At 62.4% G+C, this 13,860-nt stretch carries 12 protein-coding genes; 5 read left to right on the forward strand and 7 right to left on the reverse strand.

Features of this window, described 5'->3' with window-relative positions; translation table 11 throughout:
• Window positions 1–21 precede the first annotated feature (21 nt).
• The 7 genes from EHF33_RS17375 to EHF33_RS17405 form a co-directional block, all read right to left on the reverse strand.
• Complete coding sequence (locus tag EHF33_RS17375) at window positions 22–1,038, reverse strand: alpha-ketoacid dehydrogenase subunit beta (protein ID WP_277425556.1); 1,017 nt, start codon at window positions 1,036–1,038, stop codon at window positions 22–24.
• Window positions 1,035–2,117 (reverse strand): pyruvate dehydrogenase (acetyl-transferring) E1 component subunit alpha, encoded by a 1,083-nt coding sequence (pdhA, locus tag EHF33_RS17380; protein ID WP_124874530.1) that lies wholly within the window; start codon window positions 2,115–2,117, stop codon window positions 1,035–1,037. The genes EHF33_RS17375 and pdhA overlap by 4 nt, the downstream gene beginning before the upstream one ends.
• 49 nt (window positions 2,118–2,166) lie before the next feature.
• Entirely contained in the window at window positions 2,167–2,961 is a 795-nt protein-coding gene (locus EHF33_RS17385) for an IclR family transcriptional regulator (protein ID WP_124874532.1), read from the reverse strand.
• 151 nt (window positions 2,962–3,112) lie between these two features.
• Window positions 3,113–3,949, reverse strand: coding sequence for an enoyl-CoA hydratase/isomerase family protein (locus EHF33_RS17390; protein WP_124874534.1), 837 nt, complete (start codon window positions 3,947–3,949; stop codon window positions 3,113–3,115).
• Window positions 3,950–5,257, reverse strand: coding sequence for an AMP-binding protein (locus EHF33_RS17395; protein WP_124874536.1), 1,308 nt, complete (start codon window positions 5,255–5,257; stop codon window positions 3,950–3,952).
• A gap of 50 nt (window positions 5,258–5,307) precedes the next feature.
• Window positions 5,308–8,415 (reverse strand): alpha-mannosidase, encoded by a 3,108-nt coding sequence (locus EHF33_RS17400; protein ID WP_124874538.1) that lies wholly within the window; start codon window positions 8,413–8,415, stop codon window positions 5,308–5,310.
• A 146-nt stretch (window positions 8,416–8,561) separates the two neighbouring features.
• Complete coding sequence (locus EHF33_RS17405) at window positions 8,562–10,088, reverse strand: SulP family inorganic anion transporter (RefSeq protein ID WP_124874540.1); 1,527 nt, start codon at window positions 10,086–10,088, stop codon at window positions 8,562–8,564.
• A 477-nt stretch (window positions 10,089–10,565) separates the two neighbouring features.
• Between EHF33_RS17405 and paaA the strand changes: the two genes are divergently transcribed.
• The 5 genes from paaA to EHF33_RS17430 all read left to right on the forward strand — a co-directional run bounded on the left by paaA (window position 10,566) and on the right by EHF33_RS17430 (window position 13,818).
• Window positions 10,566–11,543, forward strand: coding sequence for a 1,2-phenylacetyl-CoA epoxidase subunit PaaA (gene paaA / locus EHF33_RS17410; RefSeq protein WP_124874542.1), 978 nt, complete (start codon window positions 10,566–10,568; stop codon window positions 11,541–11,543).
• Window positions 11,543–12,136, forward strand: coding sequence for a phenylacetic acid degradation protein (locus EHF33_RS17415; RefSeq protein ID WP_124874544.1), 594 nt, complete (start codon window positions 11,543–11,545; stop codon window positions 12,134–12,136). The genes paaA and EHF33_RS17415 overlap by 1 nt, the downstream gene beginning before the upstream one ends.
• Window positions 12,133–12,891: a 1,2-phenylacetyl-CoA epoxidase subunit PaaC gene (paaC, locus tag EHF33_RS17420; protein ID WP_124874546.1), complete on the forward strand. Its 759-nt coding sequence runs from the start codon at window positions 12,133–12,135 to the stop codon at window positions 12,889–12,891. The genes EHF33_RS17415 and paaC overlap by 4 nt, the downstream gene beginning before the upstream one ends.
• Entirely contained in the window at window positions 12,885–13,382 is a 498-nt protein-coding gene (gene paaD, locus EHF33_RS17425; RefSeq protein ID WP_124874548.1) for a 1,2-phenylacetyl-CoA epoxidase subunit PaaD, read from the forward strand. Before paaC ends, paaD begins: the two co-directional genes overlap by 7 nt.
• Before the next feature lie 82 nt (window positions 13,383–13,464).
• Window positions 13,465–13,818, forward strand: coding sequence for an endonuclease domain-containing protein (locus tag EHF33_RS17430; protein ID WP_124874550.1), 354 nt, complete (start codon window positions 13,465–13,467; stop codon window positions 13,816–13,818).
• The last annotated feature ends 42 nt before the right edge of the window (window positions 13,819–13,860 follow it).

Consider the following 13,860-nt stretch of genomic DNA (forward strand, 5'->3'; position numbering starts at 1 on the left):
ACCCCGCCTTTACTCCAGCCCTTAATAATCCAGCACCTTACGGATGCCCGCTGCCACCCGCGCCGCATCGGGACGGTACATGTGCTCGGCAGCTGTAAACGGCGGATACGGCGCGTCCCAGCCGGTCACGCGGGTGATTGGGGCGTGCAGGTACTCGATCAGTTCTTCGGCGATTCGCGCCGACAACTCCGCGCCGAATCCCATCCGGCGGGCCGCTTCGTGAACGATGACCACCCGTCCGGTTTTCTTGACGCTCTCGGAAATCGCTTCAAAATCCAGCGGCACGATGCTGCGCAGGTCAACCACTTCGACGTTCACGCCCGCCGCCGCCGCCGCCACCGCTGCTTCTTCGCAGATTTCCACCATGCCGCCGTAGCACAGCACGGTGCAGTCGTCGCCCTCACGGGCAATTCGGGCTTTGCCGAGCGGCACGGTGTAGTGACCGGTGGGCACTTCGCCTTTCACCGAGCGGTAAAGTTTAATGCTCTCGAAGAAAAACACCGGATCAGGATCATCCACGGCGGCCAGCAGCAGACCTTTGGCGTCGTAGGGGGTGCTGGGAATCACGATCTTGACGCCCGGTACCGCCGCCACCAAGCCCTCGGGGCTGTCGGCGTGCATTTCCGGCGAGTGGATGCCGCCGCCGTAGGGCGCACGCACCACCATGCTCAGCGGAAAGTTGCCCTGAGTGCGCTGCCGGTAGCGGCCTATCTGGGCGTTGATCTGCTCTAGGGCCGGATAAATGAAACCGGCAAATTGAAGTTCGGCAATCGGCTTTTCGCCCGCGATGCCCAGACCCACGGCGAGGCCCATGATTCCGGCTTCGCTTAGCGGGGTATTGAAGACCCGCTCCTCACCGAAGAGGTTTTGCAGGTTGTCGCTGGCCCGGAAGACGCCGCCCATCCCGACGTCCTCACCGAACAGCATGACTTTGTCGTCGCGCTCCAAGGCGACGCGCAGGGCGTCGTTGACAGCCGCGACCATCGTCATCGTTTTGATTTGTTCTTGTGCAGCTTGGCGCTCGGCGGCAACGGTCATTTGAGGGCCTCCAGTGCCCGAATCTCGGCGAGTTGATCTTTCATCTCGGCCAGCGGCTCGGCGTAAATGTGTTCCAGCAAGGCTTCCGGCTCAATGGGCGCGGCTTGGTCGGCTTCCAACATGGCGGCTTTGATCTCGGCCTCCATGCCCTTCATGACGTCTTGTTCCTGCTCCTCCGACCACATTCCCCGGCTTTCGAGGTACGCCCTGAGCCGCATGCCAGGATCGCGTCCGCGCCAGGCGTCGGCTTCGGTTTCTTGGCGGTAGCGCTTGGGATCGTCGCTGCTGGTGTGCGGCAAAATCCGGTAGGTGATGGCTTCGATCAGGGTCGGCCCCTCGCCTCTGCGGGCACGCTCGGCGGCCTCACGGGTGACGTGATACATGGCCAGCACGTCGTTGCCGTCGACCCGAATACCCGGCATGCCGTAGCCCTCGGCGCGTGAAGCGAGGTTCTTGGCCGCCGTTTGAACGCTGGTCGGTGTGCTGATGGCCCAGCCGTTGTTTTCGATCACGAAGATGGCCGGAGCGCAAAACGCCCCCGCGAAGTTGACGCCGACGTGGAAGTCGCCCTCGGAGGTGCCGCCGTCGCCGATGAAGGACATTGCCAGCAGGCCAGTGCCGCGCCGCTTTTCAGCCAAGGCGATGCCCGCCGTGTGTGGAATCTGGTTGGCGATCGGAATGTAAAACGGCAGGATGTGGAGCTTGGGGTCGACTTGATAGCCCGCCGGATGGCCGCGCCAAGCCAGCAAAATCTGGGCCAGCGTCATGCCGCGCATCATGGCCAGCGCCGTGCCTCGGTAAGTGGGGAGTACCCAGTCGCCGTCTTGTAGGGCCAGCGCCGCGCCCACCTGGGTGGCTTCCATGCCGCCGAAGCATGGGTAAACGCCGAGTTTGCCTTGGCGCTGTAAGACCATCGCCCGGTCATCAAAAACGCGGGCGCGGCGCATGCCGTTGTAGAGCTTGAGCAGAATTTCGTCGCTTGGCACCAAGTCGGGGCGCAGCAGTTCGCCGGAGGGCGAGAGGACGCTGAGGGTGCCTTCTAAACGTGGATCGGGCGGCAGTGTTAGGGCAGCGGTCATGGTGGAACCTCCTAAAGAAAAGGGGCGGGGTCAGCGGAAAAGAAAAAACCTAAGCGCGGTTTGAAGGGGGGCTGCTGTGTGCCGAGGTGCTGTGGGCTGAAATGCTGGGAGTGGGGCTGCTCAGGGCCGATGACAACCGCGCTCCGGCAGCCAGCACGGCGCTTCTTAGCTCATCTTTGTGCTTGTAAAACCGGAAAGCCGGAGCCGAAACGCTGATGCTGGCCAGCGTTTTGCCGCGCTCACTGCGTACCGGCACGGCAATGCAGCACACGCCTTCGTAGACTTCTTCCACGTCGTAGGCGTAGCCCTGCTCGGCCACCCGCGCCAGTTCGCCGTGCAGCTCGTCGGCGGTGGTGATCGAGTTGGGCGTCAGCGCCCGCAGATTGTAATTGCTGGTCAGGCGGGCCAATTCTTCCGGCGGTACATCGGAGAGCAGCACCTTTCCCATAGCGGTGCAGTGCGGCGGCATTTGGCTGTCGAACACCACCCGCACCGCCCCGACGCCCTGCACTTCTTCCAAATCGAGCAGGCGGTAGCCCTGCAAGGTGCTGAGGTGAATGGCTTCACCCGTTTGAGCCGCCAGCGTCACCATTTCGCGGCGGGTGGCGTCCAGCCACGGAAAAGTGCCCTCAGCGCTGCGGGCAAGGCTCAGCAGCTTGAGGCCAGCGGTGTACTGCCCACCCTGCCGGTGCAGCATCCCCAGTTCGGCGAGGCTGCCCAGCAGATCATGGGCGGTGGATTTTTTAAGACCGAGTTCTGCCGCCACACTGGTCGCGCCCCAGACCGGACGGGTCGGGGTAAATAAAGACAACACCTGAAAGGCTTTGGCAACGGTCGTAAGCATGTCGGTGCGGTCATTTTAGGCGGAGGCCGCCTCTCTAGACAACCTCGGCGTGCGGGTATGCCGGATTGCTGGGACGGGTGAACACCCTGTGGAGCTTGGAGATGCGGTTATATCAGACTTCGCTCAGTTCGGTTGCCAGTGAGTCTGGCGCTCAAACATCGGGGTCGTCGCTGAAATTCGGCTGGCGCTTTTCGCGCAGTGAGGCTACCCCCTCATGCACGTCCGGCCCCGAGAAGCCCATAAATTCCAGCGCCAGCGAGGCGTCGAAACTCGGCCCCGCCAGTCTCAGCCAGTTGTTGAGGGCGTACTTGGTCCAGCGCACGGCGCTCTGGCTGCTGATACTCAGCCGCCCCGCGACCTCGAAAGCCTTGGGCAGCAGTTCGTCTTCCGGCACGCACAAGCTGATGAGCCCGATGCGCTCGGCCTCCTCGCCGCCGATTGGCTCGCCCAGCAGCAAATGGTATTTGGCTTTATTCAGCCCGCACAGCAGCGGCCAGATGATCGCCGCGTGGTCGCCTGCCGCCACGCCCAGCCGCACGTGGCCGTCCAGAATTTTGGCACTGGGCGCGGCAATACTGATATCGGAGAGCAGCGCGACGGCCAGACCCGCTCCCACGCAAGCCCCGTGAATGGCGCTGACGATGGGCTTGGAGCAGTTGATGATGTTGTAGACGAGGTCGCGGGCTTCTTTCCAGACCCGCGTGCGAACGTCCCACGACTCGGCCATCTGCTGCACCAAGCCCAAATCGCCGCCCGACGAAAAGGCCCGGCCCGCGCCGCGCACCAGCACCACCCGCACGCCCGCGTCGGCGTCCACAGCGGGCCAGAGGTTGGCCAGCTCGCGGTGCATAGTGGCGTCTGCCGAGTTGAGCGTTTTGGGGTTGGACAAAATCAGTTCCAGTAGGCCGCCTGCGTAAGCCGCGAAACTCAGCGAGGGAAACTGCGTCTGGTAGGGCGCGAGGTCAGGCGCGGGGACAAGCGCGGTCACCTAACGCACCGCCCGCAAATCCAGCACCCGTTTGAGCTTGCCGCCCTCGCTGCGGGGCAAACTGCCGTCTTCGCACAGCTCGCAGGTCACGCTGACGCCGACCTGGGCTTTGATGCGAATGACCACCTCACGGCTCAGGACGGGGTCATGTCGCCCGCTTTCCACTTTGAGCAGCAGTTCGTCCATCGCTCCACTGCGCGAGAGCACGAGCTGATAATGCGGGCGCAGCTCGGTAAAATGGGCCAGCACCGCTTCGAGCTGACTGGGGTAGACGTTGACGCCGCGCAGGATCAGCATGTCGTCGCTGCGGCCCTGAATGCCGTCCATGCGGCGCAGGGTGCGGCCCGTGGAGTTGTCAGCGGGGAGCAAACGGGTGATGTCGCCGGTCCAGTAGCGCAGCACCGGCATGGCGCTGCGGGTCATGCTGCTCAGTACCAATACCCCGAACTCGCCGTCGGGCAAGACTGCGCCGGTTTCCGGGTCAACGATTTCTGGATAAAAATGGTCTTCCCAGAGGTAGCTGCCGCTCTGCTCGCTGACGTCCTCGTTGGCAACGCCGGGGCCGATGATTTCGGACAGGCCATAGATATTGGTGGCCCTCAGGCCTAGCCGCCGCTCCACTTCCCGGCGCATGGTGTCGGTCCAGGGTTCCGCGCCCAGCACGGCGTATTTCAGGCTGATGGTTTCGGGCGTGTGGCCGCGCCGGGCCAGCGCGTCGGCCAGTACCAGCGCGTAACTCGGCGTGCAGGCGATCACTTCCGGCTCAAAGTCCTCGATGAGCTGCACCTGCTTGTCGGTGTTGCCGCCCGACACCGGCACCACCCCGAGGCCCAGCCGCTCGCCGCCCGCGTGGGTGCCCAGTCCGCCGGTAAACAGGCCGTAGCCGTAAGCGTTGTGAAAGAGCATGCCGGGCCGTGCTCCCGCTGCGTGGAGGCTGCGGGCTACTACTTCGGAAAAAATATCGAGGTCGTGCTGATCGTAGCCCACCACCGTCGCCTTGCCGGTCGTGCCGCTGCTGGCGTGAATGCGGCGCAGTTCGGTTCTCGGCACCGAGTAGAGGCCGAACGGGTAGGTGTCGCGCAAATCACTCTTATAGGTGAAGGGAAAGCGGTCCAGATCGCTGAGGCTGCCCAGGTCGCCCGGCGTGACGCCCACCGCCGCGAACTTGGCGCGGTAAGTCGGCACCCGTTCGCTCAGGCGCTCGGCGGTGGCCTGAAGCTGGGCGAGTTGCAACGCCCGCAACTCGGGAACGGGCATGGTTTCGGCGGCAGGATTGAAATAATCGGCAGATAAAGAATGAGAAGACATAAAACCTCACAAGGTTGGGAGAAGGTCAATTTTGGGAGCGCGACCCCAGTTTAAGGCTCGCTCTTCAAACTCACCACCCGGTAGGGTGTGAAGCTCAACCCGTCTCCTCGCACTTCTTCCAGTAAGTTCACCGCCGTCCATTTCTCCACGTCCAAACCCTGCGGCCTGACTTCACCGCGTGTGCCGTGCGCGTCATACACCCGCAGCAGCAAGGCGTCGCTGTCCTCGCAGAGCTTGAGGGCGCTCAGACGCAGCGCGGGGTGACCCACACTCAGCAGCTGAGCGCTGGCCTGATCTGCCGCGCCTCTTGCCGAACTCCTGAACGCCAGCAGCGGCGCGTTGAGGTCGTGGGCCTCGCGCAGCGTGCCGTTTCGCCAGTCGGCGGCGTGCGGATAAAGCGCATAGGTAAAGTCATGCACTCCGGCGTCGGCGCTGGGATCGGGGCTGATTGGAGAGCGCAGCAAGCTGAGGCCCAGCACGTTGCCTTTGACGCTGTAGCCGTATTTGGAATCGGTCAGCAGGCTCACGCCGAAGTCGGCCTCGCTCAGATCGGCAAAGCGGTGGCCCGGCACTTCAAACTGGGCCGCTTCCCAGGACGTGTTGCTGGTCGTGGAGCGCTGAACCGTGCCGAAGGCCGTCTCGAAGCTGGCCTGAGCAGCCCGCACCTGCACCGGCGTCAGCGAGCGCAGGAGCAAGCGGCGGCCCCGCCACTCGGCCCGCGTGTCCACCTCTAAACGCCGTGAGCCGTGCCTCAAGCGGTAAGTCTGTGTAATGAGACTGCCCTGCGCGTTATAGCGGACTTGCACAGCCTGTTCGAGTTGGCCCGCCAAGCGTTCGGGAACTTCGGCAGCCGTCAAGCGCTCGCCGCCCTGTGAGTAGCTGGCGTCCAGCTCCCAAGCTTCCCACTCACGTGGCACGTCGGGATACAGCCAGAGTTGGTTGCCCGCGCCGTCCAAACTCTCTCGCCCGCTGGCTTTGTCGTACACCGAAGCCAAGCTGCCGTCAGTGTTGATAACGACCTTGAGATGCTCGTTTTCCAGCGTCAGATCGTGACTGGGTATTGGGATTTCCGAAGCTTCTTGCCCTTCTATTTGGAGGCAGAGATAACCCAAGCCCGGCACCGTCACCTCGCCGCAGACGATCAGCGCGTCGCCTTGCCGCTCAGTTTGAATGGGCCTGCCATCTGGGGCGCTGAGCTTCATGCCAGTTTGAAAGGGCAAGCTTAGCGACAGAGGTCGCTCGTCAAAACTCAGATTCCAGACGACCAACCGCTCCCCGCTGCCGTGCGCGTCGCTGAGGGCTTGCAACGCCCTGTCCCGCTGCTGCTCGGCGGCGCTGAGGGCGGTTTCCAACTCGCGGCGGGCGTCGTCGTAAATGGCTTTGACGCCCGACCCCGGCAAGATGTCGTGAAACTGGTTTCGGAGCAGCACTTCCCAGAGCGGCCCGAATGTCTCACGCGGGTAAGGCCGATTCAGCACCTTAAAGGCCAGGCTCGCGGCAGTTTCGGCGTCGGTCAGGGCGTGTTCCAGAGCGCGGTTGAGCTGCTTGATGCGGGCCTGGGTGGTGTAGGTGCCCCGGTGCAGCTCGAAGTATTGCTCGCCCACCCAGACCGGCAAGGCGCTGGCCTGTGCTTCCACCTCGTCATAAAACCCAGCCACGCGGGTCATCTGGAGCTGGGGCAGGCCCGCGAAGTCGCGCTGACGGCCAAAGCGCTCCAGCATTTCAAACGTGGGGCCGCCGCCGCCGTCACCCCAGCCGAAGCTGAACAGGCTGGTGTCGTGCTGCCGCTTGCCCCTGAAGTTCTTCCAAGTGGCCAACGTGTCATGTGCGCCCAGCGTGCCGTTATAGCCCTGGCCAGTGTTGCGGAAACTGTGGGCCAGGACTTGCGAGCCGTCCAGCGCTTCCCAGCGGTAGAGGTCGTAGGGAAAAGTATTGGTTTCGTTCCAGGTCAGCTTGGTGGTAAAAAAGTACGGAATGCCCGCGCCGCGCAGCAATTGCGGCAAATTGGCGGCGTAGCCGAAGGTGTCGGGCAGCCAGCAGACCCGCGCCTGTACCCCGAAGCGTGAAGCGAAATAGCGCTGACCTAACAGAAGCTGCCGTGCCCACGACTCGCCGGAAATCAAATTGCCGTCGGGTTCGACCCACATGCCGCCGACCACATCCCAGCGGCCTTCTTTCACCCTTGCTCTGACGCGCTCAAACAAGGCCGGATCATCCTCTTCGAGGTAAGCGTAAATCTGAGCCGAGGACTGGTTGAAGGTGAAATCGGGGTAGCGCTCCATCAGGGAGAGCACGGTAGCGAAGGTGCGGCGAATTTTGCGGCGGGTTTCGGCCAGCGGCCACAGCCAGGCCAGATCAATGTGGGCGTGGCCCGACAGCGCCAGTCGGCCCTCGGTGGGGTAGCGCTGCCGAATAGCGTCCAGCTTGGCGGATAGGGCTTGCTGAGCCGCCGCCAGTGCGGGGCGGTCTGCGTCGGGGTAGGGGAGAGGCAAGCCTGTGAAGCTCCATTCGTCCCATAAGCTGCTGAGAGTGGCTCGCAAATCCGGCTGCTGCCAAGCGCGGGTCAGGTAAGCCGTACCGTCGCCGCGTGGAACAGGAATCTGGTTCAGCACGTCACTCAGCACGTCAACGATCAGGTCAGCAATTTCGCTTCGGCCCTGCTTATTTAATTCCAGCGCCGCTTGGTGGGCTGCTGCCAGGTCTTCGCAGAGGGCGCGGACTTGCAGATCCGGCAGCAGCACTCTGGACCGCTCGACTTTGGGCGCGTAGGTGGGCGTGCCGAACAAGCCACGCGGCACGGCCTCTACCCTGAGTTCCAGCTCAGGCTCAACAGTCTCGCCCAGCCAGATTTCGGAGTGGTAGGGGTTGAGGCCGCCCCTCGCCACCCCGCCGAGCAGCACCAATGCTTCGCCGCCGAGTGCCAGGTCAAGGATAACCAGTTGGCCTTGCCACTTCTCCGGCACACTCAGCACCGCGCTGAAGGTTACTGGCAACTCGCGGGCGGGCCAAGCGTCACCTTCTTTGAGCAGTTGAGTGCCGCCGCTCCACTTGAAAGTAAGCGCCAGCGGCAAGGCAGCGAGGTCGCGCCAGGCGGCCAATTCAGTGAGGCGATTGGCGAGGCGCAGCAGGTTCTGTTCGGTACTCAGGGCATTGGTCATGGTCAGTGGGGCTCCTGCGGCAGAGAGACAAAGAGTGAAGGGCAGACCTTGGCTTTTTCTAGCCAGTCCACCCTACTCCTGATCTGCTGCGCTCAGGCCAGCATCCAGTTCACCCTTCTCTAAGTTTGCCGATTCTCAATCTGCTCTCAGTGTCCCACTTCGCCGCTCAGCGCTCCGGGTTTGTCATGTACGGCCAGGCGCTCGATCAGGGTGGCCGAGGCGTCGTTCAGCCCCACCAGGCTGGCCGGAACGCCGAGGCGCTGATATTTCAGCATCACCTTGTCGAGCGCTCCCACCGCCGAGCCGTCCCAGAAGTGGGCGTGGGTCAGGTCAATCGTGATGCGGCTGGTAGGCTGCTCGGCGTCGTGAACAAAGTCGAACTGGTGCACGAAATCGTGGGTGCTGACAAAAAAGAGTTGCCCGCTGACATGGTAGATGCGGCTGCCGTCCAGCTCGTCGTGGTGAGTGACTGCCGAGAGCTGCGAGATTTTGCGGGCAAAGAACAGAGCGCTCAACACCACGCCAACCAGCACCCCCAGCGACAAATTGCGGGTCAGCACGGTCATGGCGACGGTGGAGAGCATCACGATACTTTCGCTTTTGGGAAACACTCTCAGGGTTCTGAGGCTGCTCCAATCGAAAGTGCTGACGCTGACCACGATCATCACGGCGACCAGAGCGGCCATCGGAATTTGCACCAGCAGCGGCTGCAACACCAGAATCAGCAGCAGCAAAAAAGCCCCCGCCACAAAGGTGGAGAGCCTGCCGCGCCCGCCGTTGGTCACGTTGATCATGCTCTGGCCGATCATGGCGCAGCCCGCCATTCCGCCAAAGAAGCCGGTGACGATATTGGCCACGCCCTGCCCGCGCGACTCTACGTTCTTGTCGCTGGTGGTGTCGGTGCGCTCATCGACGAGTTGGGCGGTCAGCAGGCTTTCCAGCAAGCCGACCAAGGATAAGGTCAGTGCCACCGGAAAAATAATGCCGAGTGTTTCCAGGGTCAGCGGCACCTGCGGCAGACCGAACGGCGGCAGGGAAGTGGGCAGAACGCCCATGTCACCCACCGTTTTGACGTTGGCTCCGGTAAATACCGAGACGAGCGTCAGCGCCACGATGGCGACCAGAGCGCTGGGAACAGCTTTGAACACGCGCGGCAGCAGATAAATAATCGCCAGGCCAGCGGCGACCATCGCGTACATCTGCCAGTTGGCCCCGACAAACTGTGGAAGCTGCGCCGAGAAGATCAGGATTGCCAGCGCGTTGACAAAGCCGACCATCACGCTGCGCGGCACGAATTTGAGATACCGCGCCAGCCTGGCCCAGCCGAACACGATTTGCAGCACGCCGGTCAGGATGGTGGCGGCAAACAGGTAGGCCAAGCCGTGATCTTTGACCAGTCCGGTCATCAGCAGAGCCATCGCGCCCGTTGCCGCGCTGATCATGCCGGGCCGCCCGCCGATAAAGGCGATCACCATGGCGATGATGAACGAGGCGTAGAGGCCCACCGCCGGATCGACACCAGCGATAATCGAGAAGGCGATGGCTTCAGGAATCAGCGCTAGTGCCACCACGACACCGGCCAGCACGTCGCGGCGCGGGTTGAGGAGCCATTCGTGCTTGTACTGCTGGAAATTAAAACGGGCGGGTTTGTTGGGTGGTGTTCTTGTGGTCATTTGCACCTCAGTGGGTGCCGTGACAACCGGATCAGGAAAGAGAACGCCCAAGCAGCAGGCGTCGGCAAACAGTTCGGTTATCGTCAGGGGCGTCACTCACAGCGGCTCGCACTGGGGACGCCGCACCTGCGGCCCGTGCAGTATGCCTCAAGCTGAGCCAATGGGCAAGGCCCGGCCCCACCCACACTCTGCCTGCCACCGCGCCAAAGAAGGCACCAAAATCGTGGGAGGCGTGAATTTAGAGGAATCCTCCAGTACAAGTTAAGAGTAAGTGGGATTACCTGACCGCCTACCTCTTACGCCCAGCCAGCGGAGTGCCAAATCTACGGAATGCCAAAGCGGACGCTGCGAGTCTGGACGGCTGGCCAGACCTTGATAGGCTTCACATCAAGCTTGAATCCCCGGCTGAATCGGCGTATAATAGCCTAACAAACGTTAGTTAAATTTTCTTACCCGCCTACACAGGAGGCCCAGCCCATGACCGCGACCTTAAAGATTCAGGCCAATACAGACCAGCACACCGAAACCGCCGAGCAGCACGCCGCTTTCGAGGCCCGCATCGCTGGGGGCGAGAAGATTGAACCCGGCGATTGGATGCCTGCCGAGTACCGCCGCCAACTGATCCGCATGATTTCACAGCACGCCCACAGCGAAGTCGTCGGGATGTTGCCGGAAGGCGAATGGATCAGTCGCGCACCGAGCCTGCGCCGCAAACTGATTTTGATGGCCAAGGTGCAAGACGAGGCCGGTCACGGGCAGTACCTCTACCACGCTGCCGAAACGCTGGGAGCCACACGCGAAGAGATGGTGGACGCCCTGCTGAGCGGCAAGGCCAAATATTCCAGCATCTTCAATTACCCCACCCAGAGCTGGGCCGACGTGGGCATGATCGGCTGGCTGGTGGACGGCGCGGCCATCAAGAACCAGACCATGCTGGCCGGGTGCAGCTACGGCCCCTACTCGCGGGCGATGGTTCGCATCTGCTCGGAAGAAACCTTCCACCACAAGCAGGGTAAGGAAATGATCGTGCAGTACGCGGCGGGCACCCCCGAACAGCGGGCACTGGCCCAAGACGCCCTGACCCGCTGGTGGTGGCCCAGCGTCATGATGCTGGGGCCGCACGATAAAGACAGCACCAACAGCGGCGTGATGAGCAACTGGGGCATCAAGACCAAGAGCAACGATCAGGTGCGCCAGGAATACCTCAACGAGCATGTGCCGGAACTGCTGGAACTCGGCCTGACCCTTCCCGACGCCGACCTGCACCAAGACGCGGACGGCAACTGGATTCACGGCCCGATCAACTGGGACGAGTTCTGGGACGTCGTTAAAGGCAAAACCGGCTTGAACAAAGAGCGGCTGGCAACCCGCAACGCCGCGCACGATGACGGCGCGTGGGTACGCGAAGCGATGCTGGCGTACGGCAATCGATTACGGGCGCAGGCGGCGGACTAATGACTGGCGCGGATGCCCAATCTCAAGAGGCTCAAGCTCCAGATACCCAGACCCCAGATACACAGTGGCCCCGCTGGGAAATCTTCAAGCAAGACACGGCAAGCAAGGTGCATCAGGCGGTGGGCAGCGTTCACGCCACCGACCCCGATCACGCCCTCTTCACCGCCCGCAGCGTATTCGCTCGGCGTCCGGCGGCGGTGAGCTTGTGGGCCGTGCGGGAACAAGACATTTCTTCTGTGACCCGCGAGGAATTGGACAACGGGGGGAGGCTGCCCGACGCCAGCGGCGAAACCCAGCCTTACAAAATCTTCGGCAAAAAGAACCACAAGCGCAGCATGACCTTCGTGGACGAACTTGGCATGCTGGAGGCGGCGAGCCCGCAGGCCGCGCTGGAGGCCGCTCAAAGCCAATTTGGTGATGGATTGCTGGCGTGGTGGATCATTCCCGCCTCAGCGTTCGTGGGCAGCCCAGAAGACACCGAAACTGTTGAAAGCTGGTTCGCGCCCGCCAAAGATAAAACCTACAAGCAGCAGAGCGCTTACGGCGTGGTGGGCAAGCACGTCAGCGAGCGCAACCCCAAGGCAAAAGCATGACTGACCTCACCGCCGAACAAACCCAAGCCCTGATCGCCCGCCTGACCACATTGGCCGACGACGATTTGCTGCTCTCGCACCGCGACGCCGAGTGGACGGGCCACGCGCCGATTCTGGAAGAGGACATCGCGTTGGCCAATATCGCGCAGGACGAGCTGGGGCACGCGATGGGCTGGCTGGAACTCCGCAAAACATTGGACGGCTCCGACCCTGATGTGCTGGCTTTCCGGCGCGGCCCCGAGAAGTTTTGCAACTCGGCCCTGACCGAACTGCCCAAAGGTGACTGGGCCTTCACGATGGTGCGGCAGTATTTGTTTGACGCCTGGGAAGCTCTGTGGCAAGACGCGGCCAAAGCCAGTCCTTACGGCCCACTGGCTCAGGCAGCAGCGCTGGCTCTGCGCGAGAAGCGTTTTCACCTGCAACATACGGCGCTCTGGGTGGAGCGGCTGGCCCTCGGCACGCCCGAAAGCGAGTGGCGCACCCGCGAGGCGCTCAACGCCGTCTGGCCTTACGCGTTGGGCCTGTTTGAACCGCTGGATGGCGAGCGGTCGGGCATCGACGCTGGTCTGCTCCCCGACCCCGCGCAAATCAAAGCCCGTTGGCTGCCGCTGGTGACCGCCCACTTTGAGCGCTGCGGCCTGACTCCGCCCAACGCTGTGCCAGTGGCACGCGGCACGCACACCGAACACCTCGCCCCGCTGCTCACCGAGTTTCAGGATGTGAATCGCCAGTACGCTGAAGTCACAGTATGGTAAGTACATTCCCCGCTGAGAGTGCTGTGTGGGACGCCCTTATCAGCGTCACCGACCCTGAAATTCCGGTGGTCAACATCGTTGAGATGGGCATGGTGCGCGGCGTGGAGATTGTGGGCGGGCGGGCCACCGTGCGCTTCACGCCTACCTTTTCCGGCTGCCCCGCCCTGCACGTCATTCGGCAGGACATTGAGAGGGCCGTCGCGCCGCTGGGGTTTGAAACCGTCAGCGTGGAAACCGTCATCAACCCGCCGTGGAGTACCGATGACATCACCGCGCCCGCCCGCGCCAAGCTGGAGCAGTACGGCATCGCGCCGCCCGACCCGGCTGGCGAGAGCGACCCGTTCGTGACGCTGGAACTGAGTCCGGTCAGCTGTCCGCGCTGCGGCTCGTTCGACACGCGCATGACCGCTTCTTTCGGCTCGGCGCTGTGCAAGCGGATGTACGTGTGCAACGCGTGCAAAGAACCGTTCGAGGGAATGAAGTCGGTTTAGATTCGCTTTGTTCACTCACCCCCTCCCAGCCTCCCCCCTCAAGGGGGAGGAGTAAACAGATCAAGGGCGTTAGAATACGGACGTGTACTCGCCTAGAACGAGCCCTTCTGTTGAAATCGCTCGTAGATTACGGCGGGATTTGACGCCGGAAGAGCGAGTGCTGTGGACACATTTGCGGAGCAAGCAGCTCGGTGTCACATTCCGCCGCCAGGAGCCGATGGGCCGTTATGTGGCGGATTTCGTTTGCTATGAATGTGACTTAATTGTAGAGGTTGATGGCAGCCAGCATTTCAACAGCGAGCAAGACAAAACTAGGGATGCAGACATGGCTGAACACGGTTTTGAGACGCTGCGATTCTGGAATAACGAAGTGCGAGAAAATATGAACGGTGTCTTAGAACGAATCCAGCAGTCCATCAAAGCCAAACGCCCATAATCCTTTACTCCTCCCCCTTGAGGGGGGAGGCTGGGAGGGGGT

Origin of the sequence: Deinococcus psychrotolerans, assembly GCF_003860465.1 — a bacterium.
GTDB classification, from domain to species: Bacteria; Deinococcota; Deinococci; order Deinococcales; family Deinococcaceae; genus Deinococcus; species Deinococcus psychrotolerans.